Genomic DNA, 25,479 nt, shown 5'->3' with positions numbered 1-25,479 from the left:
TCAGAACGAGCCCTCGGGCGCGTCCGGCAGTGTCGTCGGAGCGGGGATCTCGGGCAGGTAGGAGGTGTCGAAGAGGGTGTCGGGGTCGACCTCCTCCGTGATCTGCCCGAGGGAGTCGAGCTGGTCGACGAGGGTGCTCCAGCGCTCCGAGGTCATCGCTCCGAGCTGGTCGGCGGCGTCACCGGAGACCATGTACTTCCGCTCCGCGTCCCAGGCGAACCACGCCGATCCCGGCGTCAGCTCGCTGTTCACCGCGAGGATGGCGTCGTTGGCCGTCGTCGCGACGTCGACATCGCCGAGGTAGTCGGCCCAGCCCTTCATCGAGGCGTCGAGGAAGGACCGGACGAGGTCGGGGTTGGCCTCGACGAACTCACGCGACGCGAAGATCACGTCGTTGTACGGGTTGAACCCGGTCTCGGAGAAGCTGAAGAACCTGGTGTCCACGCCGGCCTGCTTCGCCTGGTACACCTCGTTCGTCGGCCAGCCCTGCTGCACGAGCTGGTCGTCGACGAGGAAGGGGGCGATGGAGCCCTCGTACGCCCGGGTCTGGAAGTCGATGCCGAGCTCCTTCTTGATCCAGTCGTACTGCACCACCCCGGTCTGCGTGGCCCAGGTCTTGCCCGCCATGTCCTGGAACGACTCGATCCCGGAGTCCGCGTGCACCATCACCCCGACCGGGTTGTCCTGGTAGAGGGCCCCGAGGGCGACGATGTCGATGCCCTGCTGCTGGGCGTTGATGATCGACGGGGCGTCCGCGAGGCCGAACTGCGCCTGTCCGGAGGCGACGAGCTGGGTCCCGGCGACGGAGGGGCCGCCGGGCGTGATCGTGAGGTCGATCCCCGCGTCCGCCAGGTAGCCCTGCGACTCGGCCGCGTAGAAGCCGCCGCTCTCCGGGTTCGCGTACCAGCCGAGCTGGAGGGTGATGGGGGTGGTCCCATCCGCGGAGGTGGACTCGGGAGACGCGCTGGAGCTGCTGCAGGCGGTGACGGCGAGGAGTGAGGCGGCGAGGATCGCGGTCCCGGCCAGGACACTGCGTGTGGACGTCATGGACGTTCCTTTCGGTGGTCGATGCGGGGTGTGGAGCTCGGGCTCACCGCGGCTGCGCAGTGCGCTACAACGATTTACACACGCGCCTGTTTCGACCGTGTTTCCGCCAGGATTCGAGTTCGAGACGTTCCGTTTAGGCTGCGCAGGCAAGGGAATGCAGCGCAGTCCGCCTGCTAAAGGTCTTTAGCGATCGTGGCGGAGCGTGTCGGTGCACGCCAGAACGGGCCGGTCAGCCGTGAGGCTGCCGGCCCGTTCGGGGTGTCGGACGATACGGGTCAGGCCAGGCGCCTGCGTCGGTACGCCAGCAGCACCAGCAGCACCGCGCCGACCAGCAGCGGGCCACCGCCGATCACCATCAGGGTCGCCCCCCGCGAACCGGTGTCCGCGAGGTCGCCCGGCAGGACCGGGACGGTGATCACGCTGTCCGCCTTCGCCACGGTGTCACCGGGGTGTCCGGGAACCGACGGCGGCAGCCACGGCCCAGGGGGCGTGCTGATCGTCGCCGTGTTCTCGAGGGTTCCCGCGGTGGTCGCCACGCCGGTGACGGAGAACGACCGGGATGCGCCCACGGGCAACGAGTCGATCGTCCAGGTCAGCGTCGCCGCTCCCGCCGCATCCGACCCCGCGGTGCCCGCCGGATCCACCGCGGTGACCCGCAGGCCGGCCGGCAGCACGTCCGAGACGGTGACGGCGGTCGCGTCGATCTGTCCGGCGTTGGCGACCGTGATCGTGTACGCGAGAGTGTCGCCCACGAGTGCCGCGGCCTTGTCGACGGTCTTCGTCACGGTCAGCTGCCCCACGTCGAACCGGTTGGTGATCGTCACCGTCACCGGGCCGGCCGGGTCGCCGTCCGCCAGCACCGTCACGGCGCCGTCCTCGGGATCGAGGGTGGTGTCGACCGCGAGCCCCGCGTCGCTCTCGGTCACGACGCAGTCCGCGCCGGCGATGAGGCCGTCGAGCGTCGCCGTCCAGTCGTCGTCCGCGGAGAGCGTCACGATGCCGTCGTCCGGCAGGTCGATCGGGGTCACGACGCCGTCGACGAGGTACTCGCACACCACCTGGGCGGTGAACGGGCCGTCGCCGAACAGCTCGACGCCGTCCCCGATCCGCTTCTTGTCGATCACCAGGGATCCCGTGAGGAACGTGTTGGTGATCGTCGCCTCCGCCGCCGTACCGTTCGGCACGGTGACGAGCGCCTGCGAGGGCGAGGCGGGATCGGCCGGGTCGAAGGCGACGGACGAGGCTCCGCCCGTCTTCGTCTCGGTGATCGTGCAGGATGCGCCCTGGATCAGTCCGTCGGCCGTGGCCTCGTACCCGTTCGCCTCGTCGAGCACGACGACCCCGCCATCCGGGAGCGGGATGGTGAGCGTCTGCCCGTCCTTGACCCAGGTGCAGGTCACCTGAGCGGTGAACGGACCCGCGCCGTAGGTGTCGGCGCCCGCTCCGTCGCGCACCTTCGTGACGTGGACGCTGCCCTCGTTGAAGGTGTTGGTGACGTCGACCGTCACGGACCCGAGGGGCGCGGTGCCGGTCGGACCGGGGATGACGACCGTCGGCTGGTCGATCACGGTCTCGTTGGCGCCGCCGTCGACGGTCTCGCTGATCGCACACTGCGTTCCGGCGGGGAACACCTCCGGCACGGTCTCGGTCTCCCCGCCTGTCACCACGAACGAGTCGCGATAGACCTCGGCGCCGCCGTAGCTGCAGACCACCTGGAGCGTGAAGGGACCGTCGCCGTACTCGTCTCCGCCGGCGCCGTCCACCGTCTTGGTGACGGCGAGGGTGCCCGCGGCGTAGTGGTTCGTGAACGCGATGGAGTTCGCCCCCGCGGTCAGCGCGACCGAGGCCGCCTGCCCGGAGCCGTCGACGCCGTTCGCGACGGTGCTGACGCTCGTCGCCGCATCGGAGTCGGTCTCCGTCACCGTGCAGTCCGCGAGGACCGGCAGGCCGGAGATGGTCTTCGACCCTCCGTCGGCGAGCTGGAACGTCGTGTCGCCCGCGGCCAACGGGATCGGGGTGCCGAGCGCCGTGGTGCACACGGCCTGGTAGGTGAACGGTCCGAAGGAGCCGACGGTGGCGAGGGTGGAGACCGCCTTCGACACGACGAGCGACGTGAGCGCGTAGTCGTTGGTGATGGTCGCCTGCTGGTCCGCCGGGACCGGGTCCCCCGCGCCGCCCGCCGTGCGGATGAGCACGGAGGTGGGGGCGACCGAGCGTGTCGACTCGCCGTACGAGCCGGGCTGGCCCGCCTCGGCGACGGCGCAGTCCGCGCCGAGCGGGATGCCGTCGATCCGCGCGGTGTAGGAGTTCGCGGCGTCGAGCGTCAGCGTCCCGAAGGAGCCCATGTCGACGGGCGCCCCTCCCGCGACCGTGCATGTGACGTCGGCCTGGAACGAGCTGGGCGCGTACGCGCTGCCCGCCCCGGTGATGGCCTTGGTCACCTGCAGCGATCCGGTCGGCATGACCACGCCGGCCTTGATCGGCGAGCGCGAGAACTGCCCGCCGCCCACGAGGTCGGCGACCGCGCCGTTCTGGTTCCAGGCGATGGCGTCGCTCACCGGCACGGTCACCGGCGCGCGGTCGGGGTCGTCTGCCGAGGCGGGGACGTTGACCGAGCGGTACCTGACGGTCACGGCCTCACCGGGCGAGAGCTCGGGCAGGTGGTTGTCGGCGCGCGCCGTGAAGTCGATCGTCACGCGGAGACCCGTGACGTCGGCCCAGGATCCGGTGAAGGCGGACGCCGCCGTCCACTGCCCTGCCGGCGGATGCTCGGAGCAGTCGGGATCGGCCGGCCAGGCCGACGTGCCGGTGCCGACGCACACCTGGGGAGCGGGGGCCGTCGTCACCTCGATGAGCGGGGTCACACCGGTCGGCAGGCCGAGGACGCTGATGTCCGAGAGTCCCGTGAGCGCCGGGGTGTAGGTCGATCCGCGGCTGGCGCCGGTCGCCAGCAGACGGTCGCCGGCGAACGGCAGCGGGTCGACGATCGTCAGCGTGCGGTAGCCGATGGTGCCGCTGTTCTGGGCGAACAGCTTCCACTCGTCCACGCCGCCCACGACGGTGTTCGCCGCACACGGCGACCGGTAGAAGCCCTCCGCGTCGGCCACGCAGGCGGTGCCCGGGCTCGTGACGTTCTGCGCACCGGACACGAGCGGGTTCGCCGGGTCGACCGGGTCGACCACGTCGCCCTTCACCGACTTCGTGGTGAGGAGGGAGGCACCGGGGATCGGCTGCACGTAGTTGGTCGTGCCGCACTCGGTGCTCGGGAGCCCCGCCACCGTGCCCTGTCCGTTGCCGGACGTGTTCGTGCACGCGGTCAGTGTCTGGGCGGTGGTCACGACGAACTGGTTCGTCGCACGCTGGTTGCTCATGAGCCCTGGCTGCAGCACGATGCCCGCCTGGATCGTGAACTTCTCCCCTGGCGCCATCGTGCGACCGTCGGTCGGCCAGGTCAGCGTGAGCTGACGGGTGGCGGGGTCGTACGCGGTGGTGGGGGACGTGGAGAGCGTGCCGCCGGTCGACGTCGAGAAGGTCAGCGGAGCGCCGTCCCACTCCAGGGTCGTCGGCAGCGTGTCGACGAGCGAGTCGACCGTGAGGTACCCGGTGCCGCTGTTGCGGAACGTGAGCGTCCACAGGTTCGGGTCGCCGGGCAGCACGGTGTGCACACCGGCCTGCGGGTCCTTCGACACGTCGATCGAGAAGGTGCCCGCGTCGAGCGTGACGGAGTCCGTCGCCGAGGCGTTCGCGTCCGGGTAGAGCGTCGGATCCTCGAAGCGGTGCGAGTTCGTCGTCACCTCGTTGTCGATCGAGCCGGGGAACACGATGGGCGCACCCGAGACGCGGTCGGCGGCGCGCAGCACCACGGGCAGCGTGATCGACGTGCTCCACGGCTGCGGCGGCGCGGTGTTCGAGAACAGCGCCGGGGACCCGTTCGCGTCGCGGGTGAACACGAAGCGCACACCGGTGACGTCGTCGAGCTCGGCTCCCGCGGGCAGGGTCGGCAGGGTCGGGGTCGCCTGCGCTCCGGTGGTGTACCAGTCGCCGGCGCCGTTCACCTGCAGGCCGACGTCGACGCGGTTCGCGCCGGCGGGGAACACCACGTCGGATGCGGTGAGGCCGGTGAGCGCGAAGGCGTTCCAGAACCCGGGGTCGACGTCCTGCACCGTGACCTGGTTCGTCGGCACGGTCTGGTCGCCCTGGGTCGCGCCGAGGGTCATCCGGATCGGCTGGCCGCGCTGGGCCTCGAGCACCGAGTCGGGCGAGAAGGTCTTCGACGCCGTGACCCCGAGGTTGCCCTTGAGGAGCTGGATCGAGGCGTTCGCGCTGTCGCTCGGCGTGCTGCCCACTCCCGAGGGGAAGAGCACCGGGTCGTACGACTGTCCGAAGGCGTAGTTGTCGACGGCGAAGGGGACGACCGTCGTGCCGGGCTGGCTGCGGAGCTCGAGACGCAGCTGCGTGTGCAGCGTCATCGTCATCGCCGCGGAGCCGATGCTCCCGCCGCGGGTCGCCGGGTCGGTGCCCTGGTAGAGCACGCTCACGCCGACCACGTCGGTGAGCGCGCTCGCCGCGAGCCCGTCGGCCGCGTCGACCGAGAGCTGCTGCGTGCTCAGCGTGCCGTCCTCCGCGCGCTTCCAGAGGGTCACGGTGGACTGGGAGCGATCGACCTGCGAGGTGGTCACCGAGAAGTCGAGCCCGGTCAGGGTGAACCGCTCGAAGGTGTTCGTGGTCGGATCGTAGGTCGCCGAGGCGTACGGGTCCTGACCCCAGTCCGCCGGCCCGGTGACGCACTGGCTGAGCGTGCCCGCCGTGCACGTCATCGGGTCGGAGACGCGGATGTAGGACGCCCGGGAGGACGAGGTGTTCTTCGCCGTCACGGTGAAGTCGTTCGTCGGATAGGCGGCCGGGTCGACGTCGCCGCGCTGGGGGATCACCATCTGCGACTTCTGCGAGGTCTTCGTCACGTCGACGCCCGGGGGCTGGTCGATCAGGGCGATGGTGTCCTGCGCTCCTCGCGGACCGACGGGGGTGCCGTTCTGCACGCCGGACACGCCGACCGTGTTGACGATCGAGCCGGGCGCGCCGTCGTTGAAGGTCTGCTTCGCGGTCACCCAAGGGTTCTGCAGGCCGTCCGCCACCCGCACGGTGTTGCGCAGCTGCCAGACCAGGCCGAGCGGCCGGGCGCTGCCCGTGGCGCTCGTCGAGACGCCGGAGCCGACCGGCGGAGCGAGGGGGTTCGTCGAGCCCGAGCGCGCGGCGTCGTTGGGGGTGATGGTGAAGCGCACGCCGGTGGTCGACTGCTGCTGCGCGGGGGTGAGGTTCGCCCCGAGGAAGCCGTTCGACCCCATCCAGCCACCGGCAGGAGGCGTGAGCGCCACCCACTGGTTCGCGGTGCTGTCGTAGAGCTCCACCGCGCTGATCGTGTCGAACCGCAGCAGCGGGTCCTGGGAGTAGGTCGTCGGCGCGATCTTCACCAGGTCGAACGCCTGGAAGACCGTCGAGCCGGGAGTGGTCTCGCCCCCGTTCGGGTCGGCGACCACGACCTGGGAGTACCCCGTGGAGGTCACGCCCCAGCCGAGCCGCGTGGCGCCCTGCTCCGCGGACTGGGAGTTGAGCAGGTCGAGGCTGCGGGAGAAGTCGGCCGTCAGCCACTGCTTCGACGCCAGAAGGGTGCCCACGCCGTCGTTCGAGACGATCGAGGCAGGTGCCTGGGCGTTCACCGGGGCGCTCTCGATCGGGCCGAGGCCGGGCACCTCGCCCTTGCCCACGGCGACCTCGGTGTTGACGTAGGTCGTCGGTCCGGCGTTCGGCACGGAGGTCGGAGCCCCGCCGTCGCGCTGGGTCGCGCGAGCCTGGAAGACCAGGTTGGGGCTGACGCTGGTGCCCTGCGCGAAGCCGTCGGGGTTCACGAAGGTGAAGCGCAGGCCCGTGATCACGGGTACGAGCGCGGGGTCGATGCTGTCCTGCACCACACGGGTGGCCGGCTGGGCCGCGTAGGTCTCGAGCCTCTGCCAGGTCGTCCCGTCGGTGGTGTACTCGACGAGGAGCGAGGATCCGCCGAGCACCTGCGTCGGCGCGATCGCCAGCGGGTTGAAGGCGTTGTAGAAGCCGTTCGGGTCGCTGCCCGGGCCGGCCCACGCATCCGTCACCACGATCTGGGTGGGGTTGACGAAGGCGGAGTCGGTGCTCGTCGCGGTGGGGAGCTGGGCGACCACGGTGGCCCCGGGCGAGACCGCCCCCTGAGGCTGGATGGTCTTGGCGGTGGTGAGGGAGATGTCGGGGGTGAAGACCTGCAGGTCGGCGGTGTCGTCGGCCGTCGCAGAGCCCACCGCGTTGGTCCCCGTGACCTTCAGGGCGTTCGTCAGCCGCTCGTAGCCGTCGGCGGGCACGGGGTCGACCAGATCCACCGTCGGGCGGATGCCGAACTGGACGGCGGTGGTGCCACCGGTGGGGATCGCACCGGCGAACGACAGGCCGAACCCGGTGAGGTGCGCTCCGCCGGGTGCCGCGGGCGCGGTGGGCGTGCTCCCGTCGGCGAGGGGCTCGACGACGTCGGAGCCGTCGCTGAAGTACCAGGTGACGGTCGTGCCGGCGGAGACCGCACCGTCCGGGTAGGAGATGGGTGAGGCGAAGCCGTCGAAGAGGATCTCGTCGGTGAAGAAGTCGCGATCCTCGAGCAGGAGGGTCGAGAGCGGGCCGTTGGACGTGTTCGTCCCCGAGATCGTGGCGCGAGCCGCGAAGCCCGCGGGGATGCGCGACGGGGTGATCGTCTTGTCGGCGGCCACGCTGACGGTGAGCGCTCCGATGGAGTACGGAGCGGAGGCGGTCTTCGACACGTCCGTCTGACCGGGGACGTGGACGCTGCCGGTGACCTGGTTGGTGACGGATCCGCCGCCGTTCAGCGAGTCACCGGACTGACGGTCGGTCGAACGCTGCGAGACCTGGAGCTGCACCGAGCCGGCGGAGCCGGAGGGGGCGATCGTCGCCCCCGTGGAGGAGGAGTACACGAGTCGGAGGCCGGTGACGTCGCCGGCCGCCACGCCCGCGGGCAGGGCGATGCCCGAGGGCGGCGCGGGAGAGCCGGTGACCCAGCGGTAGACGTTGGTCACGGGGTCCAGGGCGTACGCGTCCACCTGCACCTGGTCGGCTCCCGCGGGGAGCGTGACCTGGCCGAAGCCGGTGAAGTCCACGAGTCGGAACGGGTTGTCCGCTCCGAGTCCGGACTGGCCGTCGACGGCGCTGGTCGGGTCCTGGGCGGTCAGCGTCTCGGCGGCCAGGTTCGAGGTGTTCTGGTTCGTGAGGGTGATCGTGGAGGCGACGCCCGGCTGGAACTGCTGGGTCGACGGCGCCCACGTCTTGCCCACGGCCGTGTCGACGCGCACGGGGATGGCGACGGTCACGTCGGCGGAGGCGCTGACCGTGTCGGCCGTGGTGGCCTGCGCGGTCGCGGTGTTCGTCACGGCGACGCCGTTCGACGGCCAGCTCGCCGGGAGGTCGGCCGGCACCTTGAGGGTGAGCGAGATCTGGTAGGTCACACCGGCGACGATGCCGGTCCCGCCCCCGGGGAGGGGCTGCTGGAACGCGGCCCGGAGCGTGCAGTCCTCGGTGACGACCGTGTCGCAGCCGTCGAGGGTGAGCGTGGCGGGCTGGCTCGCGGGCACGACCTGCTTCGCGAGGATCGGGAACCCGGCCCAGGCGGCGGGCAGCGGGTCGGCCATCGTGGCGTCGACGCAGTCGTTGTCGTTGCAGCCCACGGAGATCGTGTAGGTGAACTCGTCGTCGGGGTCGACGGTGACGCTGGGCTGTCCGTCGACGACCTTGCTGATCACGAGCGCCGCGTCGGCGGCATACGCCGGGGCGGCCACGAAGAGCCCGCCGAGCACGAGCGCGAAGACGGCGGCGACCGCCAGTCCGAAGCGCGTGCGGCGCAATCCGGTCAGCGGAGAGCGACGAGAGCCGCCTCCGTCCGAGCGTCGGCGACCGGTCTCTCTCGGTGCTGTCACGTCTGTCGTCCTCCGTCGTACCGCTGTGTCGGGGGCACGGCAGACATGCCCCGAAGGGCGGCGTCACGAGACGACCGCTCTTCGAGGCGCCGGCGCGCTCGGGTCGATGAGCGCGGGTCCCCCCTCGAGTGCGCAGTCGGGTCCCTGCGCTGAGCCGACGCTATCGAGCGCACGCCGCCGGACTCACGGTTCCGACGGCGACTTCACCCGCGATTTCACCCGTTCCGAGGACCGGGTGACCTCCTGGGTGACGCCTACACTCATCGAGGAGGATGGGGAGGTCGTGGTGGCCATGTGGGGCGTACCCCGGATCTCGACGACCACGGTGGACCGACCGCGGATCCGCGCACGACTCGATGGCCCGGAGGCGCTGGTCACGGTGATCGGGCCGGCCGGCTACGGGAAGACCGTGGCCGTCGCGCAGTGGGCGGCCGAGGCGGACGCCGTCGGCGTGTGGGCGCGCGTGCGCGACCGCGACGTCGACTCCGCGGCCTTCGTGCAGGACCTCGCCGACGAGCTCCTGGCCTCGGGGACGGTGTCCGCGGCGAGCCCCCTCAGGCATCTCGGCGAGGCCGTCATGGCGGGCGCCGATCCCTGGGAGGTGCTGTGCCGAGCGCTCCGCGACGCCGGGGATCTCGTGATCGTCGTCGACGACGTCGACCGCCTCACCGACTCCGCCGTCGACGGCCTGATCCGCCTCGCCGAGGATCTCCCGCGTCTGCGGGTGCGCGCCACCGCGCGACGCCGGACCAGGCTCACCGAACCCGGCCTCGGGCTGGTGCTCGACACCGCGGTGGTCACCACCGACGAGCTCGCCCTCACCGACGACGAGGCGCGAGCGATCCTGGGCCCCGGTGCCGACCGGTCGACCGTCGAACGGATCCTCGAGTGGGGCGGGTCGCCGCTCATCGCCCGCGCGCTGGCGAGCGGCTCGACCACGGCCGAGGGACGGCAGCAGGCGGCCGACCATGCCTTCTCATCCCTGCTCGACGACCGCATCCGGGCGGAGGACTGGGATCCGGAGCTCGTCGACTTCCTCGCACGGACCTCGGTGGCCGACGCCCTGACCCTGGAGCTGGCCACCGCACTGTCCCCTCGGACGGACGCCGAGCGGATGCTCGCGCGAGCGGAGGAGGAGGGCCTCGGCCTCTGGACCGGGTCACCCTCCCGCGGCGAGCAGTTCCGCTACTCACCGCCGGCCAGGGAGGCCTTCGCCCAGCTGCTGCTCGAGCGCCAGCGCTCCGCGGTCCGCCCGCTCAACCTCATCGCGGCCGGCTGGGAGGCGACCCACGGGCAGCCCTTCAGCGCCCTGGAACGGGCGGTGCGCTTCTCGGACTGGGCGCTGGCCACCTCCGTCGTCCGCGAGAGCTGGCACGTCCTGCTGCGGAACCACGGCCTCCAGGTCAGGGACCTGTTCACGACGGTGCCGCTACTGACCCTGCGGCGCCTCCCGCTGATCGCGATGATCCTCGCGCTGATCTACAACGCCCGGCGCTCCCACCGGCTTCGGGCGCTCGAGCTGTTCGCGCTCGCGAACTACGGTGCGAGCCGGCAGTCCTCGACCGCGCAGCCCGCCGATCGCGCCCTCCTGGCGGGCGTGCAGACCGCCGCGCTCAGGGTCAGCGGGCGGATCCGTCCCGCCCTGGCCGCCGCGGAACGCACCTACGACACGCTGGTGTCGATGAGCGACGAGGACCGCGACAGGCTCGGCCCCAACGAGCCCACGCTGTACAACCAGGCCGGGACGACCTTCTTCTACGGCGGACGCTCCGAGTCGGCCCTCGACTCCTTCGCCCGCTCGACCGCGGTCGGGGATGCGAAGGGCCTCACCGCGGGCATGATCGGTCTGGCCATGACGGCCGGGGTGCACGCCGTCTCGGGCGACATGCCCGAGGCCGCGAGCACGGTGGCGGAGGCGGACATCCGGGACTGGCCGGAGGGCTGGTTGACCGGGTACTCGGGGAGCTTCTACCGGGTCGCCCGCGCGTTCCTCGCGCTCGAGTCGTTCGACGCCGCCGAAGCCGATCGGCATCTGCGCACGCTCGACCCGCACCGCGAGACCATCGAGCACTGGCCCCTGCTCACCCACCTGGACACGCTCGTCCTCCTGCTCGGCGGCCGGCCGGAGGAGGCGCTGCTGCGGCTGGAGAGCACCATCCGGACCCAGCGCCGGCGACAGGGCTCCTCCCCGTTCACCAGCGAACGGCTCCAGCACACCGTGGCGCTGGCCCATCTCGCCGCTGGCGACGCCGTCGCCGCCGAGCGGGCCCTCGCTGGCACGAGCGAAGACGCCCGGCTGGCCGTCTCGCACGCCCGCATCTCGCTCGCCCGCGGGATGCCCGACGACGTGCTGAGGCGCCTGCAGGACGGCGGAAGCACCTCCGGCTCGTCACGGTCCCGCGGCGAGGCGCTCGCCCTGACCGCGGCCGCGCTGGCCGTCGTCGGCGACGATCGCGCGGCGCTCACGGCCGGACGGGCGACCCTGGCGTTCCTCGGCGAGCGCGGCCTGGGCCTGCCTCTGGCGCTCGTCCCGAGGTCGGCGCTCGAGGCGCTCGAGAAGTCGCTCCGGCGAAGCGGGTCACCCGAGCTCGCCGAGGCGCTGGGCCCGGCGAAGGAGCACGCCGTCGTCGCCGGCGGCCTGACGAGCATCCGCCTGACACCGCGGGAGCTCGAGGTGGCTCGGCGTCTCCCCACGCACCCGACGCTCGGGGCCATCGCCGACGACCTCTCCGTGTCGCCCAACACGGTGAAGACGCAGCTGCGCTCGCTCTACAAGAAGCTGGACGTGACCAGCCGCCCCGAGGCGCTGGCGCGACTGGCGGTGCTCGGCGTCACCGCAGGACAGGGGCGCTCAGACCCTCCGACGCACGATCGCGGGTGAGGACGCCACGGAGGGCCGGCAGGGGCAGGAGGGCGCAGAGCGCGACGACCGCCGCCGCGAGGCAGAGCGCGAGGTAGTCGTCTCCGGCCCCGCTCACGGGATCGCGGCCCCCGATCAGCAGGAGGGCGCTCGCGATCGCCGGGCTGACCGTCCCCGGCAGCGTCTCGGCCATGTTGAGGACGCCGAGGTACGTGCCGTGCCGCCCCTCAGGGACGGCACGCAGGGCCATGGCGAGGTCGACGGCGTAGAACGCCCCGAGCGCCAGGCCGCCCAGCGCCGCTCCGCCGACGAGGAGACCGGTGTCCGTGCCCACGCCGCGCAACACGGAGGCGACGGCGAGCCCGAGGGCGGCGACCACGATGAACGGTCGGTAGTCGCCTCGTCGACCGGCGAGGAACCCCGAGGTCAGCGCGGAGACGACGATGGCCGCTCCCCCGGCGAAGGTCATCAGCGCCACGACGGGGCCGGCCGCCTCGGGTGAGATCCGCATCCGATCGCTCACCAGGAACAGGGCGAAGGAGGTCACCAGGCCGAAGGAGAGGTGCATGAGCGCGCGCTGCACCCAGACCGCGGCGAACGGCTTCAGCGCGCGCCGCTCGTCGCGGTCGGGCCAACGCAGGCGGCCCCTCGCCGCCGCGCTCGCCGCCGCGAGGGGCGGATCGTTCAGGAGGAACACGGCCGCGGCCACCACGAGGACGGCGGCCGTCGGCATGGCGAGCACGACGACATCCACCCGGGACGGGAGGACCCCGGCCAGCACGAGCGGCGGCAACGTGCCGAGGAACGCGGCGGCGCCGAAGATGCCCGAGGCGGAGGCGCGGCTGCGCTCCGAGACGCCGTCACCGAGGAGCGCGGCGACCGCCGCGAGCGAGGCGTTGTACGCCGTCTGCGCGAGGGTCCATGCCACCGCGAGCACGCCGACCGACGGCGCGATCACCACGAGGAGGGAGGCAACCCAGCCCACCAGCACGCCGGCGAGCAGCCAGGGCCGACGTCGCCCGAGGCGACCCCGGGTGCGATCCGACAGCACGCCGAACAGCGGGTTCGCGACCAGCGCGGCGATCGCACCGCACACCGTCACGAACGCGAGCGACGACGCGCGCTCCTCCGCCGGGACGAGCTCGGCGATCCGCAACGGCAGGGCGGTGACGACCGGGGCGGTCAGCGAGCCGAGCACGACGAGGTTGATCAGCGCATACCCGGCGATCCGCCCCCGGTCGGTTCCTCGCGTCACGGGGAACCACCCTAACGGCCCGGTCCCTCACCTCCGCCATCCCCCGCACCTCCCCGGGAGGTGAAGTGCCGGGTGAATTGCCAGGCGGATGCGCCCACCGGGGGTCTGCGGCATCGCAGAATGGATGTCGAGTAGGACCCGGTCAGCCCCATCACACGAGCTGGACTCGTCTTGTCTCACCGAGGGCCTCCATCCAACCCCACCCGGATGGAGGCCCTTGGCATGTCTGCCGCGGCGCCGGCCCGCGCCGTCGGTGCGTCGCCTCGTCGCTCAGTCGCGCGTACGGGACCACATCTGATGCACCACACCGCTGGGCGTGGCCACGGACTCGACGCGGAAGCGTGACTCGATCCCCTCGAGCCCGTCCCAGATCCGCTCGCCGCGGCCGAGCACCAGCGGCACGATCACCAGGTGCATCTCGTCGACGAGGTCGGCCGCCAGGAACTGGCGCACCAGGTCCACCCCGCCGCCGATCCTCACGTCCTTCTCGCCCGCGGCCTCCTGCGCCCGCCGGAGCGCCTCCTCGGGCGAGGCGTCGAGGAAGTGGAAGGTCGTGCCGCCCTCCTTCTCGATGCTCGGCCGGGGGTGGTGGGTCAGCACGAACACCGGGGTGTGGAACGGCGGCTCGTCTCCCCACCAGCCCTCCCACCCGTCGTCGGGCCACGGTCCGCGCTGGGGACCGAACTTGTGGCGGCCCATGATCTCCGCCCCCACCGCATCCCAGCCGAACCGCGCCAGCGCGAGGTCGATGCCCTCCGGTCCGGGCGGCCCGAACATCCCGATCGGGAAGAACCAGTCGTGCAGCCTGTGCCCGGCGTGGCCGAACGGGTCCTCGAGGGTCTGCCCCTCTCCCGTGCCGAAGCCGTCGACCGAGATCGAGAAGTTCTGGATGCGCACCTTCGCCATCCGACCACCCTGGCCCCGGCGTCGCCTCCTGTCGAGAGCGGATCCGTCCACCGCCTTGTCGTGTCGGCCGGGCGACGCCACGATGGTCGGATGAGCACCACGATCCGCCCCTGGACCGACGCCGACCTGCCGCTCCTCGTGCGGGCGAACGAGGCGGCGATGACCGCCCACCTCGGTGGACCGGAGACCGAGGACAAGGTGCGCGCTCGGCACGAGAAGTACCTCGGGCTCGCCGGGGACGACCAGACCGGGATCTTCGCGATCGAGCTCGACGGCGTCGCGGTCGGCGGGGCCAACTGGTGGCGGTCGGAGTGGCACGGCGAGGAGATCGTCGAGATGGGGTGGTTCGTCGTCCCCGAGGCACAGGGGCGGGGCGTGGCCGCGGCCGGCGTGGCCGCGGTGCTCGACGACGCGTGGCGACGCGCCGAGCGGCGGCGTGTCCTCGCCTTCCCCTCGATCGAGAACATCGCCTCCAACAGGGTCTGTGCGCGCGTGGGGTTCGAGCGCATCAGCGAGGAGGACTTCCCCTATCGCGACACCACGCTCCGCGTCGCGGTGTGGTCGCTCCAGCTCGGCGCCCCGCCCCGGCGCGACTGACGGGGGTTAACCCCCGGACGGATCGGGAGGGCGACCGCAGAGCAGCGGACGGGGGCTCGCCCCTACCGTGGTCATGTGCGATCACGACTCCTCTTTCTCTGGGCGGCCGCCGCCGACCTCGCTCTCGACGCCCTCCTCGGCGTCGTCTGGTTCACGGTGATGTGGACGCTGCTCTCGACCGGCATCGGGCTCATCCCGCTGTTCGGGCTCGGCATCGGGCTGCTGTGGGTGACCGTCGTCGTCGCCCGGGGCCTGCGCTTCGTCGAGCGCCGCCGCGCCGAGGCGCTCTACGGCGTCGTGATCGTGCCGCCAGCGGTGCGCCCTGCGCCCACGACGTTCGGCGCGTGGATCGGCCGGGTCTTCGTCGACGTGTTCTCCGCCGACTTCTGGAAGGGGATGCTCCACCACCTCGCCACGCTGGTGCTCGGCACCGCGTTCTGGGCCGCGATCACGTTCGCCGTCGACCTGGTCGGCGCGGCGGTGCTCGGCCGCTTGGGCTCCGTCCTCTCTCTTCCGATCCTCGTCGTCCTGGTCGGCGCGATCGCGCTCGCCGTGCTGATCGCCCTCACCGTGGGGCTGGGTCTGCTCGACCGGCAGCTCGCGGTCGTGCTGCTCGGGGCGAGCGAGCGGGCGCGGCGCGCCCAGCTCGAGCAACGCGTCGACCGGCTGCAGGATGCGCGCCAGGGCGCGGTCGACTCGGCCGACCAGGAGCGTCGGCGCATCGAGCGCGACCTCCATGACGGCGTGCAGCCGCGACTGGTGTCGGTCGCGATGACTCTGGGGATGGCCAGGGCACGCTTCGACTCCGACCCCGAGGGCGCCCGCGCGCTCCTCGACGAGGCCCATCAGGAGACGAAGGAGTCGATCACCGATCTGCGCCACATCGCCCGCGGCATCCACCCCGCCGTGCTGGCCGACCGCGGCCTCGACGCCGCGCTCTCCGCGGTCGCCTCGCACTGCGCCGTTCCGACGAGCGTGCGGGTCGACCTGCCCGAACGCCCCTCGCCCGAGGTCGAGGCCGTCCTGTACTTCGCCGTCTCCGAGGCTCTGACGAACGTCAGCAAGCACTCGCGCGCCACCCGCTGCTCGGTGGACGTGACGCGAGGACCGTCCTCGGTCCGGGCCGTCGTGTCCGACGACGGCGTGGGCGGCGCCGAGGCGGGGCGCGGGGGCGGCGTCGGCCTGACCGGCCTCCTCGACCGTGTCCGTGCCGCGGGCGGGGCCGTCACCCTCGACAGCCCCGCCGGCGGACCCACCGTGCTCACCGTGGAGGTGCCATGCGCATTCTGATCGCCGAGGACCACGTCCTCCTCCGTGCCGGGCTGGAGCGTCTGCTCGGCGACGCGGGCCACGAGGTCCTCCCGTCGGTCGCCGACGCGGAGGGGCTCCTCCGCAGCTGCGCCGAGGATCGCCCCGACCTCGCCGTCGTCGACGTGCGGATGCCGCCGACGTTCACCGACGAGGGCATCCGCGCGGCCGTCCTGCTGCGCTCGACGCGCCCTCCGCTGCCGGTGCTGGTGCTCTCGCAGTACGTCGAGGAGCGGTACGCCGCCGAGCTCATCGCCGGCGACTCCGCCGGCCTCGGCTACCTGCTGAAGGACCGCGTCGCCGAGGTCGGCGACTTCCTCACAGCCGTCGAGACGGTCGGATCCGGCGGCACGGTGCTCGACCCGGAGGTCGTGTCGCAGATCATGATCCGGTCGCGGCGCTCCCGCGACCTCGACGCCCTCACCCCGCGCGAGCGCGAGGCGCTCGAGCTCATGGCCGAGGGCCGCTCCAACGGCAGCATCGCCGAGCGGATGCACGTCACGGCCGGCGCGGTCGAGAAGCTCGTCTCCGCGATCTTCTCCAAGCTCGGCCTGCCCGCCGAGGACTCCGGGCACCGACGCGTGCTCGCCGTGCTCACCTACCTCGGCGTCGACGCGCGCCGCTGACGCCCTCCCTCTTCTCCTCACCCACTCACGAACGGACACGCACCATGACCTCTCCCGCTCCTGCGCCACGACGCCCCGACCGCACTCTCCGCGTCACCCTCCTCACGATCGGGTCGGCCCTCGTCGCCGGCATGCTGGTCCTCGGCGGGGTGCAGATCGCACGAGCCGCCGCGGGGGTCGACGGCGAGGACACCGGCGTCTACGCGGTGGCGGCCGACGTCACCGCCCTCAAGGTCGACTCCAGCGCCTCCTCGGTCTCGATCGCCTACGGCGACGTCGACCTCCCGACCCTCGACTTCGACTCCGGCGGCTCCTCGGTGCGGCTGACGCAGCAGGTCAGCGGGCAGACGCTCCTCGTCAAGGTCGGCGGCGACGGATGGTGGTCGTTCGGCTTCCTCGGCGGCCTCCAGGACGCGTCGCTCGACATCACCCTGCCGCGGGACTCCGCGCCCATCGCCCTCGACGTGGACTCGTCGGCCGGAGCGGTCGACGCCGCGGGCGACTTCGCCGCGGTCGACCTGTCGTCGTCGGCCGGGTCGGTGACGGTCAGCGGATCCGCCGACTCGCTGCGGCTCCACAGCTCCGCGGGGCGTGTCACCGGCACCGACCTCGACGTGCCGGGCGACGTGCGGGTCGACTCCTCGGCGGGCTCCGCGACCCTGTCGTTCGCCTCGCTGCCGTCCTCCATGGAGGTGGAGAGCTCCGCGGGCAGCGTCCGCGTCGCGATCCCGGACGGGGACTACGAGATCCGCGCCGACACCTCGGTCGGCTCCGTCGACGTGAGCGTGCCGAACCGGCCGGGGGCGTCGCGCGTCTACTCGTTCGAGTCGAGCGCGGGCAGCGTCACGGTCGAGCCCGCGCGCTGAGCCCCGCCCGCGGCCGGTCCTCGTCGAGGATCGGCCGCGTCCGTCGTGTGCGCGCCGCTGTCGCTAGCGCGGATCGACGGAGACGTCGATGCGCTCCTGGCCGTGGTGCGACGACCAGACGAGCTCCTCGCCCTCGGCCGCGTGCTTCGCGGCCCGCACGGCACGCTCGTCGGCCCACTCGTTGAGGCGGTGGCCACGGTGACCGCGCACGTGCGTCAGCCGCACATCCGGTCGCCCGAGGGCCCGCCGTGCAGCGCGTGCCTCGATCAGGGCCTTGAGGATGTCGACGTTCTTCGCGGGGGCGCCCGTCGACGTCTTCCAGCCGCGGCGGGCGTGCCCGTCCATCCACTTCTCGTACGTGTCGATCGCGTACTTCGAGTCGGCTTCGATGGTGAGGTCGACGACGTGGTCGTGGTCGCGGATGGCGTTCAGCAGCCCGAGCAGCTCGCCGATGTTGTTCGTCCCCTGCGGCAGCGACCCTGCGGCCCAGTGCCCGTCCTCCGCCACCCACGCCCATCCGGTGGGGCCGGGGTTGCCCTTGCAGGCTCCGTCGGTGGCCACGGTGTAGGCAGCGATCTCGTCGGTCACCGCTCGACTCTAACGTCTCCGCTCCCGGACCCCCGTCGGTCCCGCCGCGCCTGCGGCGCTACGGCCGTCGCTCCGACACCGAATCCCGGCAAGCCCTCCTCTATGGCGCGGGGTTGGCGTGGATCGGTGTCGAAGCGACGAGGACTCGGGTCGCCGGGCCCCCGTAGGGTGGGGGGATGGCGACGGTGATCCTCCTGCGGCACGGACGGACGGCGGCGAACGCGACGGGCGTGCTGGCGGGACGGACGCCGGGCGTGGCGCTCGACGAGGTCGGGCGGGTCCAGGCCGAGCGGGCGGCGGAGCGGCTCGCTGCGGTGCCGCTGCGGGCCGTGGTCTCGAGCCCGCTCGAGCGCTGCCAGGAGACCGCGGCCGCCGTGCTGAGGCGGCAGGCCGAGACCGCGCTCACCGGCGCCGAGATCGACGAGGCGCTGTCGGAGTGCGACTACGGCGACTGGACGAACCGTCCGCTCAAGGAGCTCGCCGCCGAGGCGCTGTGGAAGGTCGTGCAGTCGCAGCCGTCTGCGGTCGTGTTCCCCGGCGGCGAGTCGATGTCGGGGATGCAGAGCCGCGCGGTCGCCGCGATCCGCAGCCGCGACGCGCTCATCGAGGCCGAACACGGGCCGGGCGCCGTCTGGCTCGCGGTGAGCCACGGCGACGTCATCAAGTCGATCCTCGCGGATGCGCTGGGCCTCCACCTCGACCTGTTCCAGCGCATCGCGGTGGGGCCGGCCTCGCTCTCGATCATCCGCTACGGCGCCGAGCGCCCGGAGGTCATGGCCTCGAACACCGAGGCGGGCGACCTCGCCTGGCTGCGACCGGCCGAAGGCCCGGCCGACACCTCCGCCGACGTCGCCGTCTCCACCGTCGGGGGCGGCGCCGGACACGCCGAGCCCGGCCCCACCCCCGTGGAACGTACCTAGACTGGGCCCATGCCCACGATCGTCCACGAGTTCGACTGGCCAGACCGGGTCGTCATCGGCACCATCGGGCGCCCGGGAGAGCGCACGTTCTACCTGCAGGCGCGGACCGGCAACCGGATCGTGAGCACCTCGCTCGAGAAGGAGCAGTCGGCCCTCCTCGCCGAGAAGATCGACGAGATCCTCGACGAGCTCATGGTCAACGAGGGCAACGCGTTCAGCGTCCCGTCCTCCACGCCGGTCGAGCTCATCGACGAGGCACCGCTCGATCAGCCCGTCGACGAGCAGTTCCGGACCGGCGCGATCGGCCTGGGCTGGGATCCGACGACCGCGCAGGTCGTCATCGAGGCCTACCCGGTGCTCGACCCCGAGGACGACGCCGACCCCGAGAACCCCTTCGCCGAGACGGAGTCGCCGAGCGAGATGCTGCTCGTGCGCATCCCCGTCGGCACCGCCCGGGCGTTCGCCAAGAGGGCACGCGAGATCGTCGCCTCGGGGCGACCGGTGTGCCCGCTCTGCGGCATGCCGATCGACGCCGGCGGCCACGTCTGCGCAGCGCTCGACGGGTCGTGAACCCGCCGTCCGGCGAGCTGGAGCTGACGGGCCGGATCACCACCGCCTCCAACGCGACGTTCCTCGGCACGCTCGGCGACGTCGAGGTGGTCTACAAGCCGACGGAGGGCGAGCGGCCGCTGTGGGACTTCCCGGACGTCGTGCTCGCGCACCGCGAGGTCGCCGCCCATGCCGTGTCGGAGGCGCTCGAGTGGTCGGTCGTGCCGCTCACCTGGCTCGGCGAGGGGCCGTTCGGCGAGGGGATGCTGCAGCTCTGGCAGGACGTCGACCCGGCCGTCGAGGCGGTCGACCTGGTGCCCTCCGACGAGATCCCCGAGGCGGGCTGGCGCCGGGTCTTCGAGGGACACGACGACGACGATCGGCGCGTGTCCCTCATCCACGAGGACTCCACGGCGCTACGGCGCATGGCGGTCTTCGACGTGATCGTCAACAACGCCGATCGGAAGGGCGGCCACGTGCTCGCCATGCCCGACGGACACCGCTACGGCGTCGACCACGGCATCACGTTCCACGTCGAGCCGAAGCTGCGGACGGTGCTGTGGGGGTGGATCGGCGAGCCCCTCGCCGACGACGAGCTCGCTGCGGTCGCGCGCCTGCGAAGCGCGCTCGGCGGCGCGCTCGGCGCGTCGCTCGAGCCGCTGCTGCCCGCGGAGGAGCTTGCGGCCCTCGAGGCCCGCTGCGCCCGCCTCCTCGCGGACGGCGTGTTCCCCTCCCCCTCGGGCGACATGCCCCCGATCCCTTACCCCCTCTTCTGACGCCGGGCTTTGTCCAGGTTTCCGTCGCGAATCGTCGATCTCACGACGGAAACCTGGACAAAGCCGGCGGGGGAAGCGGGCGGAGCGGGGGCCGGGCAGGGTGGGAGGGTGACCCGTCGAGCCCGCATCGCGACGGCGCTCCTGCGCCTCATCGCGGTGGCGGTCACCGGGTGGGCGCTGTGGTGGCGGGCGGACTGCGCCTTCGTGTACGGCACCTGCTCCCTCCGCAACCTGGCGGCCTACTTCACGATCGAGAGCGCGATCCTGTTCGGGCTGGTCGCCCTGGTCTCCACGGCGTTCCTCCTGCGGACCGGGCCGGAGCCGGCGTGGCTCACCGGAGTACGCAGCGTCGTCGCCGCGTACGTGGTCGTGTCGGGCGGCGTGTTCGCGGTGCTGATGGGACTGGCCGGGTTCACCGGGAGCGAGTTCCTGGTGCCGATGTCGTCGCGCATCCTGCACTTCGTGCTACCCGCGTTCGCGCTCGTCGACCTCCTCGTCGCGCCGGGCTCGCCCGCCCTGACGCGCCGCCTGCGCGTGACGGTCGCACTCTCGGCGCTCGTCTTCCCGCTCGGGTGGACGATCTTCACCTCGATCCGCGGCGCGCTGACCGACTGGTACCCGTACTTCTTCATCAGCCCGATCGCCGCGGGCGGCGTCGGCGCGGTCGTCGGCTACTGCTGCGGCCTGGCCGTCCTGCTGGTCGCCGTCGTGCTCGCGGTCGACGCCCTCCGCGGCACGTCGCCCGCGGCGAGGCCGAGACCGTGACGCTCGTCACGGAATACGGGAAAGCCCCGCCATATATGCGGAGCTTTCCCGTATTCGGTGATGAGCGTCAGGCGAGGTGGCGCTCCTCCGGCCCGGAGTAGGCGGAGAGGGGGCGGATGAGGGCGTTCGCCGCGAGCTGCTCCATCACGTGCGCGGTCCAGCCGGTGACGCGGGCGGCGACGAAGATCGGCGTGAACGTGGCGGTGTCGAAGCCCATGAGGTTGTACGCCGGGCCCGACGGGTAGTCGAGGTTGGGCTTGATGTTCTTCCGCGACACCATCGCCTCCTCGAGGGTCTCGTAGAGCTCGAGCATCTCGGGCCGGTCGTAGTACTCCACGAGGGTCTCGAGCGACGCCTTCATGGTGGGCACCCGCGAGTCGCCGTTCTTGTACACGCGATGCCCGAAGCCCATGATCTTGCGCTTGGACGCCAGCGCATCCTCGAGCCACGCCTCGGCGCGGTCGGCGGTGCCGATCTCGTCGAACACGTGCATGACGGCCTCGTTCGCCCCGCCGTGGAGCGGGCCCTTGAGGGTGCCGATCGCGGCCACGACGGCCGAGTACAGGTCCGACAGGGTCGAGGTGACCACGCGGGCGGTGAAGGTCGAGGCGTTGAACGAGTGCTCGGCGTAGAGGATGCACGACACGTCGAACGCCTTGACGACCACCGGGTCCGGGACCTCGCCGAAGGTGACGTAGAGGAAGTTCTCCGCGTAGGAGAGGTCGTCGCGCGCCTCGATGGCGTCGAGGCCGTGACGTCGGCGCTGGTCGTACGCGATGACGGCGGGCAGCGCCGCGTAGAGCCGCACGGCCTTCGCGAGGTTCGACGACGGCGACGCGTCGTCGGCGGACGGGTCCTGCGCTCCGATCACGCTGACCGCCGTGCGCACGACATCCATCGGATGCGCGGTCGTCGGCAGCAGGTCGATGACCGTCTTCACATCCGGATGCAGGGCGCGCTGCGAGTGCTCCGCCTCGACGAACGCGGCCAGCTCCGACTCGCTGGGCAGCTCGCCGTTCCAGAGCAGGTAGGCGACCTGCTCGAAGGTGCAGTGCGCGGCGAGCTCCTGCACGGGATAGCCGCGGTACAGCAGCGAGTTGGTCTCGGGGTTCACCTTCGAGATCGTCGTCGTGTCGACGACGACCCCGGCGAGGCCCTTCCTGATCTCGGGGGCGGTGGTATCGGTCATCGTCACTCCTTCGTGGATGAGGTGGGCCCGGTGAACTGCGTGGGCACGGTGAAATTGAACACCGAACCGTCGAAGGCGTTGTAGCCCTCGTAGTCGATGAGCTCGTAGAGGCGGGCGCGGGTCTGCATCCCGGGCACCTCCGCCTTGAGGCTCCCCGAGGCGGCGAGCTCGTCGAGCCCGCGCTCGGCGGCGCCCATCGCGATGCGGAGGAGAGACACCGGGAAGATGACGAGGTTCACCCCGACGTCCTGGAGGTCCTGCACGCTGAACAGGTCGCTCTTCCCGAACTCGGTCATGTTCGCCAGGATCGGCACGTCGACGGCGGCGCGGATGGCGGCGAACTCCTCGAGCGAGGCCATCGCCTCGGGGAAGATCGCGTCCGCCCCCGCGTCCACGAGTGCGCGCGCCCGGTTCTGCGCCGCCTCGAGCCCCTCGACCGCCCGCACATCGGTGCGGGCCATGATGAGCAGGTTCGGGTCGCGACGCGCGTCGGCGGCGGCACGGATGCGCTTGAGTGCCGTGTCGAGACCGACCACGGCCTTCCCGTCGAGGTGACCGCAGCGCTTGGGGTTGACCTGATCCTCGATGTGGAGCCCGGCGACGCCGGCGTTCTCGAGCTCCTGCACGGTCCGCGCCACGTTCATCGGCTCGCCGAAGCCGGTGTCGGCGTCCACGAGCGTGGGCAGCGAGGTCATGCGGCTGATCGCCGCCGCCCGGCCCGCGACCTCGGTGAGCGTGGTGAGCCCGATGTCGGGCAGCCCCAGATCGGCGGCGATGACCGCCCCCGAGATGTAGACGCCCTCGAAGCCCTTGTCCTCGATGAGCCGAGCCGAGAGCGGGTTGAAGGCCCCCGGCATCCGCTGGATCGTGCCCGACGACAGCGCGGCGCGGAAGTCGGCGCGGCGCTCGGCGGCGGGCTTCGTCGTGTACAGCATCAGAAGATCCCCTTCGGAGTCTCGGTGGTGATGTCGGCCGTGACGGTGAGCCCGGAGAGCTCCTCGGCGGTCAGGGAGGGCAGGCGCTGCGCGAGGTCGAGGAAGCGCTCGGTCTCCGCCTCCGCCAGCACGCCGGCGGCGAGGGTGCGGAACTTCTGCACGTAGTCGGCGCGGGCGAACGGGCGGGCGCCGAGCGGATGCGCGTCGGCCACCGCGATCTCGTCCACCACCCGCGAGCCGTCGGCGAGGTCGATCTCGACGCGTCCGCCGAACGCCTTCTCGGCCGGGTCGAGCGAGTGGTAGCGGCGCGTCCACTCGGCGTCCTCAGCCGTGGTCACCTTGTTCCACAGCGCCACGGTGTCGGGACGGGCGGCGCGGGCCGGGCTGTAGCTGTCGACGTGATCCCACACCCCGTCCTGCAGCGCGACGGTGAAGATGTAGGGGATCGAGTGGTCGAGCGTCTCCCGGCTCGCCGTGGGGTCGTACTTCTGCGGGTCGTTCGCGCCCGATCCGATGACGTAGTGCGTGTGGTGGCTCGTGTGCAGCACGATGCGCTCGATGTTCGCGGGATCGCGCAGCTCCGGATGCTGGGTGCCGAGACGGCGGGCGAGGTCGATCCACGCCTGGGCCTGGTACTCGGCCGAGTGCTCCTTGGTGTAGCTGTCGAGGATGGCGCGGCGCACCTCGCCCCACTCGGGCAGCGGCACCTCGTACTCCGCATCCGGTCCGTCGAGGAGCCATGCGATCACGCCGTCCTCGCCCTCGTAGATCGGGGTCGGGCTCGTCTGCCCGCGCATCGCACGGTCGACCGCCTCGACGGCCATCTTGCCTGCGAAGGCCGGCGCGTAGGCCTTCCAGGTGGAGATCTCGCCCTTGCGCGACTGGCGGGTGGCGGTCGTGGTGTGCAGCGCCTGGCCGATGGCCTGGTAGATGGTCTCGACGTCGAGGCCGAGGAGCGTCCCGATGCCCGCCGCGGCGCTGGGCCCGAGATGGGCGACGTGGTCGATCTTGTGCTTGTGCAGGCTGATCGCCTTGACCAGGTCGATCTGGATCTCGTACCCCGTCACGATGCCGCGCAGCAGGTCGTCGCCCGTGCGACCGGTGTGCTGGGCGACCGCGAGGATCGACGGGATGTTGTCGCCCGGGTGCGAGTACTCCGCCGCCAGGAAGGTGTCGTGGTAGTCGAGCTCGCGCACGGCGACCCCGTTCGCCCACGCGGCCCACTCCGGTCCGTAGGTGCCGGGCACCCCGAACACCGTCGACCCCGGGCTGTACGGATGCGCGAGCGCCTGGGAGCGCGCGGCCACGACCGAGCCCCGGCTGAGCGAGGCGACGGCGACCGAGGCGTTGTCGATGACGCGGTTGATGACCATGTCGGCGACCTCGGCGTCGACATCGACCCGGTCGGTCGCGACCTGGGCGATCTTGTAGGCCAGCTGCTCCTCGCGGGGCAGAGCGTCGGAGGACGGATGGACGCGGACGGAGTGGAGGTTCACTTCTGTTCTCGTTCCTGTAGGGGGCGGTCGTACCCGTGTTGCCGGGCATGGTCGGTGATGGTCTCGGCGGCGGCGAGGATGTTCGCGAGGCTGCGGTGCAGGTGCACGCGGGTCGCGGCCGCCGCGAGCTCCTCGTCTCCGGCGGCGATCGCCTCGGCGATGAGGCGGTGCTCGGCCGCGGCGTCGCGCAGCCGGTCGGGGTTGTCGATGGCGAGTCGGCGGATGCGCGTGAGATGCGTGCGGACGCCCTTCAGCGACGCCACGAGGAACCCGTTCGCGGCCGACGCGTCGAGCGCGTCGTCGAAGCGGGCGACCAGGTCGTAGTAGGCGTGGCGGGCCGGATCCTCATCCTCGATCAGGCGTGCCGCATCCGCGAACTCGGCCGCGAGGCCCTCGAAGAGCTCCCGATCCGCGCTCCGCGCGGCCAGGCGTGCGGCCTTCTGCTCGAGTGCGTCGCGCACCTCGAAGAGCTCGCGTGCGTCGTCGACCGACACCGGGGTCACCACGAGCCCGCGGCCCGACTGGGCACCCACGAGTCCCTCGGCGGTGAGCGCCGCGAGCGCCGACCTCAACGGAGTGCGCGAGACGCCGAGACGTTCCGACTGCTCGATCTCGCCGAGCACCGTCCCGGGCGGGAGCTCCCAGTCGAGGATCTCGCGGCGGAGAGTCGCGTATGCGCGCTCGCTCGCCCTCATCCTCGACCTCTCTGTATACACAGACCCGTGTTCCGCGGTCGATACTACCGAGTCGGGGCCCCTCTGTATACACAACGAACCCACCCCTCGGCAGTGCCCGG

18 protein-coding genes are annotated in these 25,479 nt (G+C 71.9%); 9 read left to right on the top strand and 9 right to left on the bottom strand.

Annotated elements, in window-relative coordinates; translation table 11 throughout:
- Together IEX69_RS15515 and IEX69_RS15510 are read right to left on the bottom strand one after the other, a co-directional pair.
- On the bottom strand, window positions 1–1,047 hold the full coding sequence (locus tag IEX69_RS15515) for an ABC transporter substrate-binding protein (RefSeq protein WP_085018415.1): 1,047 nt from the start codon (window positions 1,045–1,047) through the stop codon (window positions 1–3).
- Window positions 1,048–1,322: 275 nt separating this feature from the next.
- Window positions 1,323–9,047: a DUF5979 domain-containing protein gene (locus IEX69_RS15510; RefSeq protein WP_157127079.1), complete on the bottom strand. Its 7,725-nt coding sequence runs from the start codon at window positions 9,045–9,047 to the stop codon at window positions 1,323–1,325.
- A gap of 235 nt (window positions 9,048–9,282) precedes the next feature.
- Between IEX69_RS15510 and IEX69_RS15505 the strand changes: the two genes are divergently transcribed.
- Window positions 9,283–11,928, top strand: coding sequence for a winged helix-turn-helix domain-containing protein (locus tag IEX69_RS15505; protein ID WP_157127078.1), 2,646 nt, complete (start codon window positions 9,283–9,285; stop codon window positions 11,926–11,928).
- On the opposite strand, the gene IEX69_RS15500 is transcribed toward IEX69_RS15505, so the two are convergent.
- Complete coding sequence (locus tag IEX69_RS15500; RefSeq protein ID WP_085018410.1) at window positions 11,879–13,162, bottom strand: MFS transporter; 1,284 nt, start codon at window positions 13,160–13,162, stop codon at window positions 11,879–11,881. The two genes, IEX69_RS15505 and IEX69_RS15500, sit on opposite strands and share 50 nt — an antisense overlap.
- A 270-nt stretch (window positions 13,163–13,432) precedes the next feature.
- A complete protein-coding gene (locus IEX69_RS15495) occupies window positions 13,433–14,068 on the bottom strand; it encodes a dihydrofolate reductase family protein (RefSeq protein WP_085018408.1) in 636 nt (211 codons plus the stop codon).
- 90 nt (window positions 14,069–14,158) lie between these two features.
- On the opposite strand from IEX69_RS15495, the gene IEX69_RS15490 reads away from it, so the two are divergent.
- The 4 genes from IEX69_RS15490 (at window position 14,159) to IEX69_RS15475 (ending at window position 17,465) form a co-directional block, all read left to right on the top strand.
- The gene (locus IEX69_RS15490) at window positions 14,159–14,665 is read left to right on the top strand and encodes a GNAT family N-acetyltransferase (RefSeq protein ID WP_085018407.1); all 507 of its coding nucleotides are present in this window, start codon (window positions 14,159–14,161) and stop codon (window positions 14,663–14,665) included.
- A gap of 75 nt (window positions 14,666–14,740) precedes the next feature.
- Complete coding sequence (locus IEX69_RS15485) at window positions 14,741–15,955, top strand: sensor histidine kinase (RefSeq protein ID WP_085018405.1); 1,215 nt, start codon at window positions 14,741–14,743, stop codon at window positions 15,953–15,955.
- On the top strand, window positions 15,943–16,599 hold the full coding sequence (locus tag IEX69_RS15480) for a response regulator transcription factor (protein ID WP_085018403.1): 657 nt from the start codon (window positions 15,943–15,945) through the stop codon (window positions 16,597–16,599). Before IEX69_RS15485 ends, IEX69_RS15480 begins: the two co-directional genes overlap by 13 nt.
- A gap of 44 nt (window positions 16,600–16,643) precedes the next feature.
- Window positions 16,644–17,465: a DUF4097 family beta strand repeat-containing protein gene (locus IEX69_RS15475; RefSeq protein WP_085018401.1), complete on the top strand. Its 822-nt coding sequence runs from the start codon at window positions 16,644–16,646 to the stop codon at window positions 17,463–17,465.
- Between the two features lie 63 nt (window positions 17,466–17,528).
- Here the strand turns inward: IEX69_RS15475 and IEX69_RS15470 are convergent, their stop codons facing one another.
- Window positions 17,529–18,053, bottom strand: a complete 525-nt coding sequence (locus IEX69_RS15470) for a ribonuclease H family protein (protein WP_085018398.1) — start codon at window positions 18,051–18,053, stop codon at window positions 17,529–17,531.
- Window positions 18,054–18,229: 176 nt separating this feature from the next.
- Between IEX69_RS15470 and IEX69_RS15465 the strand changes: the two genes are divergently transcribed.
- The 4 genes from IEX69_RS15465 (at window position 18,230) to IEX69_RS15450 (ending at window position 21,063) form a co-directional block, all read left to right on the top strand.
- On the top strand, window positions 18,230–18,973 hold the full coding sequence (locus IEX69_RS15465) for an MSMEG_4193 family putative phosphomutase (protein WP_174604392.1): 744 nt from the start codon (window positions 18,230–18,232) through the stop codon (window positions 18,971–18,973).
- A 9-nt stretch (window positions 18,974–18,982) separates the two neighbouring features.
- A complete protein-coding gene (locus IEX69_RS15460; RefSeq protein ID WP_085018397.1) occupies window positions 18,983–19,543 on the top strand; it encodes a DUF3090 domain-containing protein in 561 nt (186 codons plus the stop codon).
- Window positions 19,540–20,298 (top strand): SCO1664 family protein, encoded by a 759-nt coding sequence (locus tag IEX69_RS15455; RefSeq protein ID WP_085018395.1) that lies wholly within the window; start codon window positions 19,540–19,542, stop codon window positions 20,296–20,298. The genes IEX69_RS15460 and IEX69_RS15455 overlap by 4 nt, the downstream gene beginning before the upstream one ends.
- Window positions 20,299–20,406: 108 nt before the next feature.
- Window positions 20,407–21,063: a Pr6Pr family membrane protein gene (locus tag IEX69_RS15450; protein ID WP_085018394.1), complete on the top strand. Its 657-nt coding sequence runs from the start codon at window positions 20,407–20,409 to the stop codon at window positions 21,061–21,063.
- A 67-nt stretch (window positions 21,064–21,130) separates the two neighbouring features.
- On the opposite strand, the gene IEX69_RS15445 is transcribed toward IEX69_RS15450, so the two are convergent.
- The 4 genes from IEX69_RS15445 to IEX69_RS15430 are packed head-to-tail and all read right to left on the bottom strand — an operon-like array spanning window position 21,131 to window position 25,378.
- Entirely contained in the window at window positions 21,131–22,252 is a 1,122-nt protein-coding gene (locus IEX69_RS15445) for a bifunctional 2-methylcitrate synthase/citrate synthase (RefSeq protein ID WP_085018391.1), read from the bottom strand.
- A 2-nt stretch (window positions 22,253–22,254) separates the two neighbouring features.
- Window positions 22,255–23,187 carry a methylisocitrate lyase gene (gene prpB / locus IEX69_RS15440; protein ID WP_085018389.1) on the bottom strand — a complete coding sequence of 311 codons (933 nt, stop codon included), beginning with the start codon at window positions 23,185–23,187 and terminating at the stop codon, window positions 22,255–22,257.
- Entirely contained in the window at window positions 23,187–24,683 is a 1,497-nt protein-coding gene (locus tag IEX69_RS15435; RefSeq protein ID WP_085018387.1) for an MmgE/PrpD family protein, read from the bottom strand. Before IEX69_RS15435 ends, prpB begins: the two co-directional genes overlap by 1 nt.
- On the bottom strand, window positions 24,680–25,378 hold the full coding sequence (locus IEX69_RS15430) for a GntR family transcriptional regulator (RefSeq protein WP_085018386.1): 699 nt from the start codon (window positions 25,376–25,378) through the stop codon (window positions 24,680–24,682). The genes IEX69_RS15435 and IEX69_RS15430 overlap by 4 nt, the downstream gene beginning before the upstream one ends.
- Window positions 25,379–25,479 lie beyond the last annotated feature (101 nt).

Origin of the sequence: Cnuibacter physcomitrellae (genome assembly GCF_014640535.1) — a bacterium.
GTDB lineage: Bacteria > Actinomycetota > Actinomycetes > Actinomycetales > Microbacteriaceae > Cnuibacter > Cnuibacter physcomitrellae.
Note: the sequence above shows the minus strand (reverse complement) of the source record. Positions and strands in the feature narration are given on the sequence as shown.

Excerpts from the sequence above, each read along its gene's own strand:
- IEX69_RS15465 (WP_174604392.1), top strand. The coding sequence starts at position 18,230 with ATGGCGACGGTGATCCTCCTGCGGCACGGACGGACGGCGGCGAACGCG.
- IEX69_RS15460 (WP_085018397.1), top strand. The coding sequence starts at position 18,983 with ATGCCCACGATCGTCCACGAGTTCGACTGGCCAGACCGGGTCGTCATC.
- IEX69_RS15490 (WP_085018407.1), top strand. The coding sequence starts at position 14,159 with ATGAGCACCACGATCCGCCCCTGGACCGACGCCGACCTGCCGCTCCTC.
- IEX69_RS15445 (WP_085018391.1), bottom strand. The coding sequence starts at position 22,252 with ATGACCGATACCACCGCCCCCGAGATCAGGAAGGGCCTCGCCGGGGTC.
- IEX69_RS15480 (WP_085018403.1), top strand. The coding sequence starts at position 15,943 with ATGCGCATTCTGATCGCCGAGGACCACGTCCTCCTCCGTGCCGGGCTG.
- IEX69_RS15515 (WP_085018415.1), bottom strand. The coding sequence starts at position 1,047 with ATGACGTCCACACGCAGTGTCCTGGCCGGGACCGCGATCCTCGCCGCC.
- prpB (WP_085018389.1), bottom strand. The coding sequence starts at position 23,187 with ATGCTGTACACGACGAAGCCCGCCGCCGAGCGCCGCGCCGACTTCCGC.
- IEX69_RS15495 (WP_085018408.1), bottom strand. The coding sequence starts at position 14,068 with ATGGCGAAGGTGCGCATCCAGAACTTCTCGATCTCGGTCGACGGCTTC.
- IEX69_RS15430 (WP_085018386.1), bottom strand. The coding sequence starts at position 25,378 with ATGAGGGCGAGCGAGCGCGCATACGCGACTCTCCGCCGCGAGATCCTC.
- IEX69_RS15475 (WP_085018401.1), top strand. The coding sequence starts at position 16,644 with ATGACCTCTCCCGCTCCTGCGCCACGACGCCCCGACCGCACTCTCCGC.